Raw genomic sequence first — 16,720 nt, forward strand, 5'->3', positions numbered from 1 at the left:
ATAGAAAGAAGCACGTGAAGCCAAACTTTTTAATCGCAGGAGCCGCCAAATCCGGCACGACATCGCTCTATCATTATTTAAAGCAACATCCCGATGTTTTTATGCCCGATTGGAAAGAACCATCCTTCTTTGCGCCGCCGGAAGCCGGTGGCCTGGTTAGCGAGTCCGAATATTTATCGCTGTTCGCGAACACAGGGAACAAAACCGCGATCGGTGAGGCCTCCGTCGCCTATCTGTATACGCCCGAAGCCCCAAAAAAAATGGTTGATTTGCTCGGCCCTGACTTAAAAATCATTATCCTGCTCCGCAATCCTGTTGATATGGCCTACTCACTTTGGGGGCACCAGTGTCAGGAAGGCGTCGAAGACCTCAGTTTTGAAGACGCCCTGAATGAAGAGCAAGCGCGCTTGCAAAAACATGCCGGGAGCAAGTTACGGGATTCGTGGATTTATAACTACGCCTACACGGACAGAGCCCGATATAAAAAGCAAATTGAGTATTACGATGCCGTCTTCCCGGCACACCAGATACATATCCAGATTTTCGAAGAATATTTCATTGAAAGCATGCCCCTTTTTAAGGATACCTGCGACTTTCTCGGGATTGAGCAAACATTCACGCCGGATGAAAAAATATACAACCCCGGCGGCAAGTTACGCTTCACCGGAATTCAAAGATTTTTAAATGAAAGTAGCCCCCTGAAATCAGTCATCAAACCCCTGATACCGGAAGATTTCCGGGCGGGGATAAAAAACAGCCTGACAGCGTTGAATAAAAAACCTGCAGCCCGGACGCCCTTGTCACAGGAAACACGCGAAATGCTCGAAAAGCAATTTGATGCCGACGTACGCTGGCTTGAAAAAAGACTGGACAGAGACCTGAAAACAATATGGTTTTGATGACATGAAAGCACAAAAAAAGGAAACGGACTTCAAACTCTCCAGCAAAGAGGATTGGGCGGAAGAATGGAGCGGCGGAAACCCCATGCTGACATTCGATCCCACGCTTCCCTTTTTTCGAGACATCCACAAACTGTGCCAGCACCATCTTCCGGTATCATCGGGCATGCGCTGTCTGGAAATCGGCTGTTATCCGGGAACATATATGTGGTATTTCAATACGTATTTCAAACATAAGGTTTCCGGCATTGAATACGTTGATGAATGTGTACCCCGCTGTAAGGAAAACATGGCCTCACTTGGCATAGATGCGGAGATCATCCACGCCGATCTGTTCGATTATAAACCGCCCGCAGAATTGTGGGACGTCGTGGCCAGTTTTGGCTTCATTGAACATTTCACAGATACGCAAGACGTCATCCAGCGTCATCTCGACCTGCTAAAGCCGGGAGGCTATCTTGTTCTGGTTATCCCCAACCACGCAGGCCTGAACGGTAAGATTCTGAAAGCCGTTGATAAAGACAAACATGCCATCCATAACCTGATGCCCTACGACCAAATGGCAAACGCCGTTGAAAAAACCTGCCAAGCTGAAATCATTGAAGGTGGATATTACGGCCATCTTGGTTTTTGGAATACGGACCTGTATCCAAAAATTGATAAAATGAGCACAATCCCCTATTACGCTTCCAAAGTGCCTCTGTATATTCTCGAACGCATCGCCCCTTACGTCGTGCCAAATACGCAGTTCTTTGCACCCAACTCAGCCCTGATTGCCAAAAAACTTTAAACGGCAACCATATCCCATTCCAGCGGCGTCCCGGCAGGGATGTCCCGCAGCGCCTTTTTATCTTGAATGAAGTCAGCAAACCGGATATGTAATCCGCCCGCCGGGCGAATAGAGTCGATATTACCCGGCTTACCACCAGCAAACGTAAAGCGCTCTCCCGCCTTAATATCTTCAACAACCCATAAAGACGGACGCAGCCCCCGGCTATTCATCTCCTTTTCCGTTGGCTGAAAATTGACATGACCATGCGTTTTAAGAGCCACCACTTTCTCAAGCTCTGTCTTATACTCAACATCTTCTCCGGCTTCATAAGCCCGGATCATATCAATCATAAGCTTCAGCTCTTCCGGCTCTCGCGAAAACGGCCAGTCATATCCTCCCTGCTCTTTTTCCATCAAGGCCCGCGCTTTTGCACGATCAAGCATCAGATGAACCTCGACAATCTTGGCTCCAAAACGGCTCACCGCTTCAAACGGTGTCACATGCGCCATAGGATCAACATAGTTCGCCGGATCAGCATAAATCGTATGGTCAGACACCCCTACAACACAATCGAACAAACCGGCCATCGCCGGAATAGTCGCCAGATTAGCTTCATCAAAAGCCGCCGGATAACCGCTGTTACAATGCAGCAAAGCCAGATCCTTCGTGCCATGCTTGTAAAGTGTCCGCACAGCTTCATCCATCTCCAGAAAATCTGTCATGCCATTCGACATGATAATCGGCAGCCCCGTCTGTGCCATTTTTTCGAGAAGTTTGGTATCGACCACTTCAAAACTGGCCACTTTCAGAACCGGAGAATCCACTGCCATCAAATGATCCACCGCCGTTTCATCAAAGGGCGAGGAAAACAGGTGAATACCACAATCGTCAGCAACCTTCTTTAATTCCTTGTGCCACTCCCACGGCGTATGAGCCTGCTCATAGATTTTATACAGATCAATATTTTCCCAAATCGTTCCCTTAGGCTTGGTTTTGAAATTCCGGCTGATCGTATCCGCCGTATAGGTCTGGAGCTTCGCCGCATCCGTTCCGCAAGCCGCCGCCACTTCAATAATCCGCCGCGCCTCATCAAAATCGCCTTCGTGATTACAGGACACTTCCGCAATAATATAACTAGGATGCCCATCCCCGATCTCACGCCCGGCAATATTAAAGTTTTTCATACTTCAGACCCTTCACACTTATATTTTCCACACGCGCCATCTCGGTTAAGGCGCAGGCCCGGATATCATATCCATTCTTCAAAAAAGGCTGAATCAGGTCACGATCCCTCGAATAATGCAAAGACCCCTCCCTGGTTTGCGGACGCGCTTCCGCGCGCCCTTCATAAATAGAAAGCCAAACCTCACCGAACAAGGCTTCAATATCCTTTTGTAGTTTTTGATAGGACGTCGCCAGCGTTTCATCCTTATCCATTGGCGTTTCACGCTGGGCAATAATATCCCCCGTATCAATCCCTTCATCAATATAATGGATCGTCACCCCCTTGGGCGTATCATCAACCCAGCTCCAGATATTGGGATCCGCGCCCCTGTTCCACGGTAAATAGGAAATATGAAGGTTGATGAAAGGACAAACATCCAGAACATCTTTTTTCAGGATATGGCGATAACCGTATGAAATCCCCAGATCAATTTTATTGTCCTTCAGGAATTCAGGCGAAATTTTTTCTTCGGTTACCATAACACGGCAAGACGTTGCCTCGATAACAGGCCGCAGACGATCCGGATAAGGTGATAACAGCAACACATTCATGACAATGATAGTCCTAACATCTCCTCAACAGCCAATACAAGCCGTTCCGTTCCGCGACCATCGCAGATAACTTCCGCCTTCTTCCCTGTTTCATAAACCAAATCGGGTCTCGAAATAACATCATGCAGCAAATTCTGAAAGCTTTCCTGCGTCAGGTCTTCATAACGCCCCGCATTGATAATCGCCCCTGCTTTCTGCAAATGTCTCAGGATATCTTTCTGGTTATCGGCAATTTCAATCGTAACCGTCGGTAAACCAAGACAACACCGTTCCCAGCTTGATGTCCCGCCAGCACCGATCGCCAGATCAGCATCCACCATCAATGCCGCAACGTTATGCGCATTCACATGCAAAGAAATGTCATGATGCGAGACCGCCACTTGTTCTCTCACATGAGAGAGATGCGGTGCCCCGCCACCCATAACGACATCAACATTCAAAGGCCGTGATATAGCCTCAAGAGCCTGCAAAACAAACCCCGTCACATTATTATCATCAACAGCACTCATCATAAGAAACAAACGGCACACCTGCCCTCTGTTTTCATGCCGCCGCTTCAAAGCCCCCCCCCTGCTTTCAGAAAACTGGGCGCGCAAAACAGCATAATCGGCACCCGTCAAAATCTGGCAATGGGCCGGAACAAGATCTTGATATTCTAAAGCCTCTCTTCCGTATGTCTGATCCATCAAAATATCGCAGTCATGGGAACGATTAACCAGATCGTCAAGCACAAGGATTTTCTGCGCCCATGCACGAGCCATACGTTCATATCCGGCGTCCAGACCATAATGATCCACAACCAGCAAATCAGCAGATTCAGGAGTATCATCCAACATGTGGATTTTATAACCGCTATCTTCAAGAGCCGGAACAATGGCAACCGTATCATCAGCTGTTATGAATTCACACATCCAGCCTTTTCTTTCAAAAACCGACGCCAGCGACAAACAGCGCATAACATGGCCGCCGCCGATATGTATTGTCGCATCTGCACGGAAAATCACCTTTGCCATAAGGAAGCCCTTTCTATTTCTCCTGAATGCGATCAGGCCAGCCTTCTGACAATCCTTTGCGCATCAGCGTAATCTCAACAAGGTTATCAGGAGAAGTATCCGTCGTCCCTGGATGCGGCGCTATCATTTGATGAATCGTTGAATAAGAGGGGTTCCACGAAAACATCCGGCTGTAATCCATTTTATAACTGAACAGCCCCTCCACATGAGCATAGGGATTTTTATAGGGGGACTCTGCATAAAAATCATAAACGATCAGATACCCGCCATCCATCAGAACACGATCAGCCTCCGCAGCGATCTTAAAAAGATCCCGCCGGTCACACAAATACAAACAAAACCCGAAAACGATCAGATCAAACGAGGACTCTTCAAACGGCAAAGCTTCTGCCGTCCCTTGATGCATATCAATCCCGGGAAAAGCTTCGGCCACCGCCTGTGCCGACGGTTCAATTCCGGCGCATTGAATGTCGGGATTTCTCTCCTTCAGCACAGACAGACGCCAGCCGTTACTGGCGCCTATTTCCAACACATTTAACGGCGCAAGTCGCCTCTCTTCAATCATCTGAAGAACAGGGTCAATTTGTGCCTTCGCCGTCAGTTTTTCATCAACAATCCTATTTCGGGAAAACCAGCCGTTCCCCTCATCTTCCATAAATATTTTTTTCTGATCAGAAGCCATGGCCTAAGACCTCACCTGGAAAACAGGGCGGATCGGGGGAATATCCAAATTCTGTTCCAAAGTCCCGGCTTCCAGTTCTTCGGCAATCCGGGACAGGGTCACATCGTAAGCCCTCTTTGTTTTTTCGATATCCACCTGTGAATGCGCATAACAAATATTATGAGATGCCGAAAGCAAAATGCCATTCCGCAGCATATCCGTCAGGAACCGAGTTCTGATGGCTTCCTTGCTGGCTGTTTCATGATCATTAAATTGCAAGACCTTCCAGGGCGCTAATCCGTTCAGCTTGATAGTCGCCAACAAACCATAGGAAGAGATCAATGCATTCGTTTCATCTGCCAGAGTCTGGCCGGTCTGCCATAGCCGGCCAATGACATTTTCTCGCTCCATTTTATCAATCACAGCAATAGACGCTGCCAAAGAAAGAGCTTCACCACCGAAAGTACCGGAATAAAATATTTTCTCCATCAGCGTCATAATATCGGCACGTCCGACAATCGCCGAAATCGGCATACCATTCCCCATCCCCTTGCCGAAACAAGACAGATCGGGAGTAACACCATAATGTGTTTGCGCCCCCCCCAGATGAATGCGAAAACCGGTAATAATTTCGTCAAAGACCAGAAGAGCACCATTCCTGTGCGCCATTTCTTTAACAGCCTGGAGATAACCAGGATTTGGTTGCATAGCCCCCACAGGCTCCATAATCACGGCCGCCACTTGCCCTTCATACTGGGCAAAGTTTTCTTCTAGCTTTGCGAGATCGTTATACGGCGACACATGGGTCAATTGCCGCACACCTTCCGGCACGCCCAGATGACGGGTCGTCGAACCGATATACCAGTCCTGCCAGCCATGGTAGCCGGAAACAATAACATGTTCACGACCTGTAAAAGCACGGGCCAGCCGAATGGCCGCCGATGTCGCGTCCGTACCGTTTTTGCCAAAACGGGTCATTTCAGCACTCGGTATAATATCCCGCAACTTCTCAGCCAGTTGCATCTCCAGCTCGGTCGCCATGCTAAACGATATCCCGCGGGATAACTGCCGCGCCAAAGCCTCATCAACGTCAGGATCGCAATACCCCAAGGTATTGGGAAGCAATCCCGACACATAATCGACATAGCTGTTCCCATCGACATCCCATACCGTGCTTCCCGCCCCATGCGTTAAGAAAAGTGGGGCATTGCTCTCCGGAAACTGCATCTGACTTTTTGAGAAAGTCTGGGATCCCAGAGGAATTGTCTGCAAGGCCCGCTTTATCAACTGATTAGATGTCTCATATCCCTCATGATAATAAGGAGCTGCCAAAACAGATTTCGTATAACCCTCGTTGCGCGCACTTTCAGCACGAAGATCATAAAACGCGGGGTTAGTCGCCAGCACTTCCAGAACCTCGCAATAAGAGGGCGGGCGCCCCTGAGGCAAAGCTTCGCTCACCGCCTGCAAAAAAGCGTAATCCCCTTCATCGTCCACGGTCCATCGCTCATCATGGATATGAGGAACCGGACAGCGTAAAACCTCGCACTGAAATTTATGCTGATTATTCCGGATATAGGGCGTAACGTGCTCCCGGTCGGAGGGTTTTCGGGCCTTTTCATTGGCCAAACGAAGCGCCTCCAGCGTCATCACTTCACAGTCCAGCCCATCCGGCCAGCTCGCCGGGCTTGTATTCGTCGCATAATCGGCGCCGGTTTGTTTAAAAAGCTGGAGCAAAGCGCCGCAAACAGCTGGGTCAAGCAACGGACAATCCGCCGTCAGCCGAAAGACGACTGCCGCTTTCGCATGTGTCGCCGCATCTGTCATACGCGAAAGCACATCATCTTCATCACCGCGAAAACAGGCAACCCCCATTTTTTGACAAGCCACCTCAACAGCATCGTCACCTGCCTCAACAGACGTCGCAACAATCACCTGATCAACACCGGGGATAGCCTGCGCCGCCCTGACAGCCCAACCCAATATGGATAGCCCTGCCAAATCTTTAAATATTTTACCCGGCAACCGGCTGGAACCGGCGCGCGCCTGTATAATAGCGACTGTTTTCATGTGCTCACCAACCCTGCTTGTTTACGTGCTTTTATTACAGTTTCAAGAATTTTCGCGGCATCCGACGAAGAGCAAATCTGTCCGCCCTCTCCCCTTATCGCCTGCAAAAACCCTTTCATTTCCGCGATATAATCATCCGAAAAGCTGCCCTCAAAACATTCTTCCCCGGCAGCAGAATCCTCATCAGAAGGAATAATAATAAGGGAGCGCTTAACAAGATCCCCCCTGATAAAACCGTTCTCACATTGTATCTCAAAAAAACGCTGGCTGTGCTTGGAAACATAATCCAGATGGACACTGCTTTGCGCCCCACCCGGGTGCATGATAATCAGATCGGCACAATCCTCTGCTCCGGTTTCAATCACTCCACTGCGCCGGGCAACACAGGCCGAAACCGTCCCAAATCCCATAAGATACTGCGCCAGATCAATCTCATGGACCAGATCAAAAAGAACCCCGCCGCCAACCGGGGCCGTTGTATACCCCTTCCTGTAATCTTGGTGAGGGCGCCAGCTCGGCAGATAACCGCTATACAAAAAACGCCCCCATATAACAGTCCCCATCTCACCAGAAGACAAAATCTCATGTACACGCTGAACCACCGGGTGAAAACGCAAATTCATAGCCGCAGCAACGATAAGGCTTCGAGAGTCAGCCATCCTCAGAACATCCTGTAACCCCGTCATCGTGTGCGATAACGGTTTTTCGACCAGAGCATGACACCCCCGTTCCAAAGCCGCCTGCAAATCCGGTAAATGGCAGATATTCGGGGAACAGATAATAGCGGCTTCGGCGACATCCAGAGCAACATCCCGCTCACATTGCGTTTGCCCCCCTGCTTTTTCAAAAAGAGCTCGCCGATCCGGATCCGGGTCAAAACCAACAACGCTTTCCCCCGCCTGCAATAAGTTGCAAGCATGCCTGTTTCCAATAGATCCCAGACCAATAACGGCAATCGTCATAAATCAACCTGACATATATCTGATAACACACGAACAACCTTGTAAACGTCATCATCTTTCATCGCCGGGAACAGTGGCAAAGACAATGTATGGCCGTAGTACTCATCAGCCCCCGGTAAATGGATGTCACCATAACGCGCTTGATAGTAAGGTTGCCGATGAACGGGAATATAATGCACCTGCGTGCCGATCCCCTGCCCCAACATTTTTTCCATCACTGTCGTCCGGTCAATACCCAGAGTATCGAAATCAATCCGCACAGCATAAAGATGCCAAGCCGGATCACCGTGCATCGCGCGAACCGGCGGACGAACAACGTCCCCAACATCACTCAAAAGTTTGTCATATAATGCAACCAATTCCTTTCGCCGGGCAACAAACCGTCCCAGCTTGGCAAGCTGTGATAGCCCCAACGCGCACTGAATATCAGTAACCCTGTAATTATATCCCAGCTCTGGCATCTCATAAAACCACGGCCCTCGTTCCTTCTGGGGAATCATGCCATGACTGCGTAACCGCATCATCCGTTCAGAAAATTCTGGGGTGTTCGTACTAATCGCACCGCCTTCACCCATAGCGATCGTTTTCACAGGATGAAAGGAAAAGACGCTCATATCTTCATAGGCACAGGCACCGACGGGTTTTCCTTGATACTCGCCGCCGACCGCGTGACAAGCATCAGCCACCATATACAGACCTTTATCCTTGGCTAACGATGACAAAGAAGCCAGATCAACACATTGACCGGCGAGATGAACGGGGAAAACGGCCCTCGGAGTCAAGTCACCACAACGCATTAAAGCATCTTCCATATGACCAAGGGTCATCAACCCTGTCCGGGGATCGACATCGGAAAAAATCACCTCGGCCCCGGTATACCGCACAGCATTGGCCGTTGCCAAAAATGTCATGGAGGGAACAATAACGGCATCTCCCGGCCCCAGCTCCAAAGCCATAGCCGCCAGATGTAATGCCGCCGTTCCATTGGAACAAGCCACCGTATGGCGGGCCTGTGTTATTTTTGCAAAAGCATCTTCAAAAGCAGCCACTTTTGGGCCTGTCGTCAGAAAATCACCACGCAAAGCCTCAACAACGGCTGCGATATCATCTTCTTCAATACACTGCTTTCCATAGGGGAGCATCTACTTGCAATACGCTTTCTCGTTTAACGTTCAAGCGGCCACGGGCTTGGCACTGTTAAGCATATTCTTCAATCCTGGAATATCAAGCCATTCATCATTTGTATTGCTCTCGTAACTAAAATCATCAGCGACCCTCTTGGCCCCGTCATCTATATGCGATTTATGGGCCCACGAAGCAAACGCCGGCTCGATGATATAGCACTTTTCCAGTTTAACGGTATGACGGCTATTATCCGAAGAAATCATAATCTCATGCAACTTCTCACCGGGGCGGATACCGACGATCTCATGGGGCACCCCCGGCGCCAGCGCCTCCGCCATATCCGTCATTTTCATGCTGGGGATGCGCGGCACAAAAATCTCGCCGCCATACATCATCTCCAGAGAAGAAAGCACAAAATCAACACCCTGCTGGAGGGTAATCCAGAAACGCGTCATGCGCTCATCGGTAATCGGAATAGTCTGAGCTCCTTCTCTGACCAGCTTCTGAAAGAACGGGATGACAGAGCCACGGGACCCCATAACATTCCCATAGCGCACTACAGAAAACCGAGTGCCGATTGTCCCGCTCAAGTTATTGGCCGCGACAAAAATCTTATCCGAAGCCAGCTTGCTGGCTCCATAAAGGTTGATGGGGTTGGCCGCCTTGTCGGTCGACAGGGCAATAACTTTTTCAACGCCGCAATCCAGAGCAGCCTTCACGACGTTTTCCGCACCATCTACGTTTGTACGAATACACTCCATCGGATTGTATTCCGCGATTGGAACATGTTTCAGAGCCGCGGCATGAACAACGATATCCACTTCCCGCATAGCCAGCCTGAGCCGCTCATAATCCCGGACATCACCGATAAAAAAACGAATGCTCGGATATTCTGACTCTGGAAAACGAGCCGCCATCTCATATTGTTTCAGCTCATCTCTGGAAAATATAATGATTTTTCTGGGGTTGTATCTCTCCAGAACAGTCCGTACGAAATGTTGTCCGAAAGACCCCGTTCCACCAGTCACAAGAATGACCTTATCTTCAAGATTCAGTGATGATGGAAGAAAACTGCGTATTGTCACGGTTAAGCCGCCCTTTTTATAATAAAAAACATTGATTTGTATAATCCGACGATACTGTCACACAGCCATTGGCATTTCAAGGCTTAAGGTGATACAAGGTTAGCAATATAAATCTTATTGTATATTGATAACGCATGCTCTTCAACTCACTCGAATTCATACTGCTTTTTCTGCCGGTCGCCGTTCTTTTTTTCTATTTGTTTCAGAAAAAAAGCCTGCACGCCGCCGTTATCAGTCTCGTTATTTTTTCATTTTTTTATTACGCTTACTGGAATCCCCTTTACATAGGCCTTCTGCTGGCGTCAATCATAGTAAATTACCAACTGGCAAAATACGCAGACAAGAATTCAAAATATAAAATTGAATTCAAAAGATTATCTTTATATGCATCAATAATATTCAACATCGGATTATTGTTTTATTTTAAGTACACCGACTTTATGATCGAAAACTACGCGGTCATAACCGGTGAAAGAATTGATTTGATCGGCGCGTTACTTCCCATTGGCATCTCATTTTTTACGTTTCAGCAAATCGCCTACCAAATTGATGCCTACAAAGGAAAAATTACAGAGCATGGATTTTGGGAATACAGCCTGTTCGTTTCTTTCTTTCCCCAGCTTATCGCCGGACCGATCGTCCATCACGGCGAAATGCTCCCCCAGTTTAAACGGCAATCTTCCCGCCAGTTCCATATTGGAAATATCGCCGTCGGCTTGACCTTGTTTGCCATTGGCCTGTTCAAGAAAGTCGTGATCGCCGACAATCTGGCTTATTACGCCAGCCCCATTTTCGACGACGCCCAACAAGGACAAACCGTCGACTTTTACGCCGCTTGGGTTGCCGCACTGGGATATACATTACAACTGTATTTCGATTTTTCCGGCTATTCCGATATGGCCGTTGGAGCCGCACGTATGTTTGGAATCCGCTTGCCCATCAATTTTTTCTCACCTTACAAGGCGGACAGCATCATAGAATTCTGGCGCCGCTGGCATATCTCTTTGTCCCGATTTTTCAGGGATTACCTCTACATTCCTTTGGGAGGAAACCGCAAAGGAACAGCCCGTCAGCTCACAAATCTGTTCCTGACGATGGCCTTGGTGGGGTTCTGGCACGGTGCGGGCTGGAGTTTTATCATCTGGGGACTCTACCATGGCACCCTTTTAATCATCAACCATCTGTGGCGCCATTTCAGAACAAGCAAAACACAAGGAGGATATTGCAAACTCATCGCATCAACCGGGATAACGTTTTTGCTTGTTATCATCGGCTGGGTCTTTTTCAGGGCAGAAAACATCCCGGCCGCCATGATTATCCTAAATGGCATGTTTGGCGGAAACGGCCTCTCCCTTCCTATTCATTTCTTCAATTACGGCCTCGTTCCCGACGGCTTCCCCATCCATGTATCGGTTGCCGGCGCCATGGCCGCCATCTTTATCGCTGTCGCCTTGTTGATCGCCTTTATGCTGCCGAACTCGACCGAACTCATGAGCCGTTTCCGGCCCGTCATCATGCCTCGTTACGCTTTGTCCGGCTGGTCTTTACTCAAACTGAAATGGCAACCAACCATTGTCTGGGCGCTTTTCACAGCCATTCTGCTGTTGTGGTCAATAGCCAGCATGCTGTCTGGTGAAACCGAATTTCTTTACTACAATTTCTAGGCCGCAAAAATGAAACAATTCATTTCAAAACGATCCTATAAGCGATACCTGCTCACAGGAACCTTATGCCTTCTCCCCGCCCTGTTCATACTGGCCTTGAACTATTTTGCTCTTTATCAGTCCGGCGAAATACAATCACCCCCCAGAATTGCGGCCACGCTGCAAAATGAGGACAGTCTCTTTGGAAGCGGCCTCCAGGATTTAAGGCGGGAAATCAATCTGGAAAACATCAAACTCAGACAACCGGATATTATCGCCTTTGGCTCTTCAAGACCTCTCAACTTTCGTCATGAGTATTTCTCTAGATCGTTTTCTTGTGCCTGCGGCGCTGCCCCCAATCTGTTCGAAGGACAACTTTATGCCGAACAGGTATTAAAAGCCCACAAACCCAAAGTCGTCCTGCTCTCGATTGATTTCTGGTGGTTTACCAACCAAAATGGCATCCGCCCGCGCCCTCTCATAACAGGAACGCCCCCCCTGACGCTCCAGAAACTCCTGAAACCGTCGGAATTAGCCCTGGAGGGAACGATCAAACCGGGGCAACTGGCACAGCTTATACACAGCGGAAACGACTTCACCCATATCACAACCGATAAAAAATACGGTTTGCTCTCAATCACACGCGGCATGGGCACACGGGCCGACGGCTCCTATCTGGGCGGCATACGTCTGTCTGATTATGCCTTCGAATATTACAAACAATGGGCTGACAACCTGCACAACCCCGAAGATTTCATCCGAATCAACGAACGCTACGGACCCGGCCAAACCATACGCGAAGAAAATATCGAGCAATATGCCCGGCTTGTAAAAACATTTCAGGATCAGGGCGTTAAAGTCATAAGCATCCTACTTCCCTTGGCACCAACAATCTATGATGCTCTCGCACAATCACCGGATCACCAGTACATATTTGATCTACCCGAAAAGATAAAAAGCTATAGCGATGAGTTTTATAACTTCCACAACCCTCATCCCATGACTTCGGACATATGCGAATTCGAAGACGCCCATCATTCCGGTGACACCGTATCCATGCGTGTCTTGCTTCAAATTCTGGAACAAAACCCGCAATCCGCACTTACCGCTTTTATCAACAAGGAAAGTTTGACCAAAAACATCGAGGCTTTTTCAGGTCATACAATCGCCCGATTTAATCCTGAAAAGTACCTGACCACAGAAAAAGATTTTCTGAATTTTGGCTGCCATAAATAAAGACCTGAATTCTTTTGCGGCACAAGAATAACAATGATATACAGGCAAAAGAAATCCAACATTGTGAGCAGGCATAATCATGAAAGCAGTTCTGAAAAAATTGGCGAAATCTGATTTGGCATGGGCCGTCAGCTATAAACTTTCCCGGTGGCTGGGCAACACGAATACCGGAATTCAGTTTCATATCATCGGCAACAAACAGCTTAAAGATGCTCGGAAATTTTACGCCCAGAACAACAATTCCAAAAACCCGGAAGTTACCGAACAATTTCATAAAATCGGCTCCGTTCGCAAAAAAGAACCCTACCCGCAGGATTTGGTCGATACAATCAAAACCAAATTCGCAGCATTAATCGAAGATGAGGACAATTATATTTGTAACGTAAGCGCCGACTACAAAGGCCCGAAAGACGTGCGCCGCGTTCTAAAAGATCCGCTTAAAAAGCTCCCGGAACTGGCACTGCTGATCGACGAGAACGTCAAAAGCCAAATCGAGGATTTTTACGGGGCAAACTTCCAGATCCGTCAGGTCGTAGCATGGCGGAATTACCATGTCCCCGATGAATTCTCTCACGATGAAGCGCTGTCTAACTTCTGGCATTTCGACCAGATTTCCACGGCCCTGTTTCAGCTTTTCGTAAACATATCTGATGTAACGGAAAAAGATGGCCCCTTCCATGCTCAGCCAAAAGAACGCTCAGACCAACTAATGAAAATGGGGTTCAATACACGGGCAGATTACGGCATCCCTCTCGAGGAACTGGAAAATACGGACTATGTATTAAAGCATACAGGTCCGGCAGGGACCGCTATGTATTGCAAAACGCCGATATGCCTCCATCGTGCCGACATACCGGAAAAAGGTCATTACCGCGATATCGTCAGCTTCCATATCCTGCCCGCAAAAGAAGCGATCAAGGACGATTGGGCGAAAGACTATAAAGACACCGAAAACATGGAATACTAAGTCGCGTCATTCAAAACAAGCGCCAGTGTCGTAACATTGGTGCCTTGTTTTGTCGGCCATGGCAATTCACCCAACGGCAACACCCGGATCGCCGGGTTTTCTTTGCGAACACGCGCCAACGCATGAAACGGTCCAGAAATAATGTTGTTATCCGGGTAAAGCGGTTTGGCCTCCGGGTAATAATCGTGCAATAACACCGCACCACCGGGCTTCAGCAAGGGCAACGCCACACTCAGTTCCTGATAAACGGCGCTGGCCCGATGATCGCCATCCAGAAAAATAAAATCATATTGCTGGTCGGTGCCGCGCATATAATCTTGACACGGACCGACATGAAAATCGACAAGATCGGCACAGCCCAGCTTTGCACAAAAATCACGCGGTGACGCGGGCATCCCCAGCTTTTTCCACGGGCCGTTTTCCGGATCGTTTACATCACAGATATCGGCACTCGTAAGATGCCCACCTTGCCCCAGACGTTTAAGAGCTGACACGATATGAAGCGTAGAAGCCCCAATATGCGTCCCCACCTCAAGAACATCCTGTGGTTTCAAAGCCATAATCAGGTAATAGATCGCCCGGCGATCACCTGGGTTTACGCCGCCCATATTGTCATCGTTACCAAAAAGGGATGCTATGGCGTTATGATCATCGTCCCACGTTTTGCCGATACCCTGATCTTCAAAAACATCCGCCAGCGCGACAGAAGAAAACGAACGCAAATTCGCGGGATCAAAATTCCCCTTGGGCAAAGAAACAAGTTGTGCCCAGCTCACAGCTTCCCGCGCTGCCGTCCATACAGGCGCCGGCAATATGGCTTTTAATTGTTGCTTCATACTCATGTCCTTCTTCAAATGCTAACTCTTCACTTTTTTCAACAAGGGCGCATCGCGCAGATCTTCCGGCAGATTTTCGCTTATTTCTTTATGCCACGTTTTTATAAAGGCACGCATAGACCGCGCATATTTCCGGGCAATCTCCATCGCTTCTTCCCGCGTTGTCGTCTCCCCGATATCTACAAACGGTTCGGGAAAACTGCAGGCATGATAAGCCCGGTAAGCATTGCGCCGCTCACTCTCCGGAATATCAACGGTCTCAAGGTAAGCAATAAACTTATCATGAAAATCTTTATCCAGATCACAATATAAAACGCCCGGTAAAAAGTTGTAAAACACATCGCCAAAAGCAACAACAGGTTTACCCATCAAATAAGCTTCCCATCCGGCCGTTCCCGTAACCATAATGTTAGCCTTGGCATGTTTTATCAGCTCAAAACTACTGACCTCTGGAGCGATCATCTTGACGTTATATAATTTGGATAAATTTTTGTAAAAACTGGTCGGCCTGCGCCCCAGCATACAAATATGCTCTTTAACGTAGAGCTGGCAATCAAACGGTATATGCTTTGATAACTGGGTAATATATCCCTCATGGTGATCGTAATCAGCCCCGAAATACATATCACTAACTTCCGGTGCATAGTGAAGGGGAACGTACAAAAACGGCACCGACATATCCGGTTCAGAGTCAAAAACGCGTTGTACTTTCTGGCTAGCCCGGTAAAACCCTGTCCGGGCAGCGTGCGCGACAATCATATGTGGGGGCGTTTCAATATTATAGGCCCGGTCAACTGCTTTCACACGCTCACTGGGATTTATATGCTCCGGCCGCAAAGCCCAACGTATCTTCTTGATTAATAACCCCACATTGAGCCCGACAGTTGATCCAAGAACACTGTATTGCGGCGGTGCCGGCCTTTTCACAAAAGCATCGAACAACTCATCGGCCTCTTTCAGCGTTTCAGCATCCAGAGCCTTATCTCCCATTTTCTGAAGATCGTTAAAGCAGCGTTCCATCCCGACAAATTGCCCGTCTGCATGATACATGACAGTGCCACCGGAACGGTTAGCCGCCACACGCATGCACGGTATCCGCCGGTCCATACATATATCGTTCATCACATGCTGAAGATAAATCGCAATCCCGCTCAGCAGGAAAGCCGGCTGAACCTCATCAAATACCTTCTTGGCAAATCGCAGATTACAGAGCTGCCAGTTCCGAATCTTTCTAAAGCTTCCAAGCGGTCGTATTGTCCGGTCATAACTGGTGTACAACGCACTGGATTTAACCTTCAGCTCTTTCTCAAGAGCAGCCTGTTCCTTATCCATATCCGCCTGACTAAGTTGCTTGATCTCATCAATCTGGCTCAGATAAAAATCCGGCAATGAATAGATTGTCTGAAACATCGCGCGCCGTTCCGGCGTCAGCATCTCCTCGGCCCGCTGAGAAACGGTAATACCGACAACAGGGCGCTGCAATTCATCGCCCAAGGCTTTAGCCATGTAAATTTGGCCCTCAATACCAATAACATATAAAATCGGGGCGCTATCAGCCATCCGGATCCTCTTGCGATATAAATAATGCCTAAAAATGAGCGTATAATATGGACATAAAAGCCTGTCATTCGCCATCAACATGGGATATAACAAAAACAAGCCCATGTTCATAGTT

The 16,720-nt window shown here is 48.4% G+C and carries 15 protein-coding genes; 5 read left to right on the forward strand and 10 right to left on the reverse strand.

From position 1 onward, the window contains the following. The first annotated feature begins 14 nt into the window (after positions 1-14). The gene (locus H6868_08645) at positions 15-899 is read left to right on the forward strand and encodes a sulfotransferase domain-containing protein (protein ID MCB9989379.1); all 885 of its coding nucleotides are present in this window, start codon (positions 15-17) and stop codon (positions 897-899) included. 4 nt (positions 900-903) lie between these two features. Then, the gene (locus H6868_08650) at positions 904-1,689 is read left to right on the forward strand and encodes a class I SAM-dependent methyltransferase (protein MCB9989380.1); all 786 of its coding nucleotides are present in this window, start codon (positions 904-906) and stop codon (positions 1,687-1,689) included. Here the strand turns inward: H6868_08650 and H6868_08655 are convergent. The 8 genes from H6868_08655 to pseB are packed head-to-tail and all read right to left on the reverse strand — an operon-like array spanning position 1,686 to position 10,363. Beyond that, entirely contained in the window at positions 1,686-2,855 is a 1,170-nt protein-coding gene (locus tag H6868_08655) for an N-acetylneuraminate synthase family protein (protein MCB9989381.1), read from the reverse strand. The genes H6868_08650 and H6868_08655 overlap by 4 nt on opposite strands. Continuing rightward, positions 2,842-3,447, reverse strand: coding sequence for a formyl transferase (locus H6868_08660; protein ID MCB9989382.1), 606 nt, complete (start codon positions 3,445-3,447; stop codon positions 2,842-2,844). Before H6868_08660 ends, H6868_08655 begins: the two co-directional genes overlap by 14 nt. Continuing rightward, on the reverse strand, positions 3,444-4,460 hold the full coding sequence (pseG, locus tag H6868_08665) for a UDP-2,4-diacetamido-2,4,6-trideoxy-beta-L-altropyranose hydrolase (protein ID MCB9989383.1): 1,017 nt from the start codon (positions 4,458-4,460) through the stop codon (positions 3,444-3,446). The genes H6868_08660 and pseG overlap by 4 nt, the downstream gene beginning before the upstream one ends. A 13-nt stretch (positions 4,461-4,473) precedes the next feature. Next, positions 4,474-5,142, reverse strand: a complete 669-nt coding sequence (locus H6868_08670) for a class I SAM-dependent methyltransferase (GenBank protein MCB9989384.1) — start codon at positions 5,140-5,142, stop codon at positions 4,474-4,476. Positions 5,143-5,145: 3 nt separating this feature from the next. Then, positions 5,146-7,191, reverse strand: a complete 2,046-nt coding sequence (locus H6868_08675; protein MCB9989385.1) for an aminotransferase class III-fold pyridoxal phosphate-dependent enzyme — start codon at positions 7,189-7,191, stop codon at positions 5,146-5,148. Beyond that, on the reverse strand, positions 7,188-8,153 hold the full coding sequence (locus H6868_08680) for a Gfo/Idh/MocA family oxidoreductase (GenBank protein MCB9989386.1): 966 nt from the start codon (positions 8,151-8,153) through the stop codon (positions 7,188-7,190). The genes H6868_08675 and H6868_08680 overlap by 4 nt, the downstream gene beginning before the upstream one ends. After that, complete coding sequence (gene pseC / locus H6868_08685) at positions 8,150-9,295, reverse strand: UDP-4-amino-4,6-dideoxy-N-acetyl-beta-L-altrosamine transaminase (protein ID MCB9989387.1); 1,146 nt, start codon at positions 9,293-9,295, stop codon at positions 8,150-8,152. Before pseC ends, H6868_08680 begins: the two co-directional genes overlap by 4 nt. Before the next feature lie 30 nt (positions 9,296-9,325). Continuing rightward, positions 9,326-10,363 (reverse strand): UDP-N-acetylglucosamine 4,6-dehydratase (inverting), encoded by a 1,038-nt coding sequence (pseB, locus tag H6868_08690; GenBank protein MCB9989388.1) that lies wholly within the window; start codon positions 10,361-10,363, stop codon positions 9,326-9,328. 134 nt (positions 10,364-10,497) lie between these two features. Between pseB and H6868_08695 the strand changes: the two genes are divergently transcribed. From H6868_08695 to H6868_08705, 3 genes are all read left to right on the forward strand, one after another. Beyond that, entirely contained in the window at positions 10,498-12,027 is a 1,530-nt protein-coding gene (locus tag H6868_08695; GenBank protein MCB9989389.1) for an MBOAT family protein, read from the forward strand. 9 nt (positions 12,028-12,036) lie between these two features. Next, positions 12,037-13,242, forward strand: coding sequence for a hypothetical protein (locus H6868_08700; protein MCB9989390.1), 1,206 nt, complete (start codon positions 12,037-12,039; stop codon positions 13,240-13,242). 79 nt (positions 13,243-13,321) lie between these two features. Then, positions 13,322-14,209, forward strand: coding sequence for a hypothetical protein (locus tag H6868_08705; protein ID MCB9989391.1), 888 nt, complete (start codon positions 13,322-13,324; stop codon positions 14,207-14,209). On the opposite strand, the gene H6868_08710 is transcribed toward H6868_08705, so the two are convergent. Continuing rightward, complete coding sequence (locus tag H6868_08710; protein MCB9989392.1) at positions 14,206-15,045, reverse strand: class I SAM-dependent methyltransferase; 840 nt, start codon at positions 15,043-15,045, stop codon at positions 14,206-14,208. The genes H6868_08705 and H6868_08710 overlap by 4 nt on opposite strands. A gap of 21 nt (positions 15,046-15,066) precedes the next feature. Then, a complete protein-coding gene (locus H6868_08715; protein MCB9989393.1) occupies positions 15,067-16,605 on the reverse strand; it encodes a hypothetical protein in 1,539 nt (512 codons plus the stop codon). Positions 16,606-16,720: the final 115 nt, after the last annotated feature.

The organism is Rhodospirillales bacterium, assembly GCA_020638175.1.
GTDB lineage: Bacteria > Pseudomonadota > Alphaproteobacteria > Micavibrionales > Micavibrionaceae > JACKJA01.

Coding starts and splice junctions, on each gene's coding strand:
- H6868_08650 (MCB9989380.1), top strand. CDS start 904: ATGAAAGCACAAAAAAAGGAAACGGACTTCAAACTCTCCAGCAAAGAG.
- H6868_08655 (MCB9989381.1), bottom strand. CDS start 2,855: ATGAAAAACTTTAATATTGCCGGGCGTGAGATCGGGGATGGGCATCCT.
- H6868_08660 (MCB9989382.1), bottom strand. CDS start 3,447: ATGAATGTGTTGCTGTTATCACCTTATCCGGATCGTCTGCGGCCTGTT.
- pseG (MCB9989383.1), bottom strand. CDS start 4,460: ATGGCAAAGGTGATTTTCCGTGCAGATGCGACAATACATATCGGCGGC.
- H6868_08670 (MCB9989384.1), bottom strand. CDS start 5,142: ATGGCTTCTGATCAGAAAAAAATATTTATGGAAGATGAGGGGAACGGC.
- H6868_08675 (MCB9989385.1), bottom strand. CDS start 7,191: ATGAAAACAGTCGCTATTATACAGGCGCGCGCCGGTTCCAGCCGGTTG.
- H6868_08680 (MCB9989386.1), bottom strand. CDS start 8,153: ATGACGATTGCCGTTATTGGTCTGGGATCTATTGGAAACAGGCATGCT.
- pseC (MCB9989387.1), bottom strand. CDS start 9,295: ATGCTCCCCTATGGAAAGCAGTGTATTGAAGAAGATGATATCGCAGCC.
- H6868_08695 (MCB9989389.1), top strand. CDS start 10,498: ATGCTCTTCAACTCACTCGAATTCATACTGCTTTTTCTGCCGGTCGCC.
- H6868_08700 (MCB9989390.1), top strand. CDS start 12,037: ATGAAACAATTCATTTCAAAACGATCCTATAAGCGATACCTGCTCACA.
- H6868_08705 (MCB9989391.1), top strand. CDS start 13,322: ATGAAAGCAGTTCTGAAAAAATTGGCGAAATCTGATTTGGCATGGGCC.
- H6868_08710 (MCB9989392.1), bottom strand. CDS start 15,045: ATGAAGCAACAATTAAAAGCCATATTGCCGGCGCCTGTATGGACGGCA.
- H6868_08715 (MCB9989393.1), bottom strand. CDS start 16,605: ATGGCTGATAGCGCCCCGATTTTATATGTTATTGGTATTGAGGGCCAA.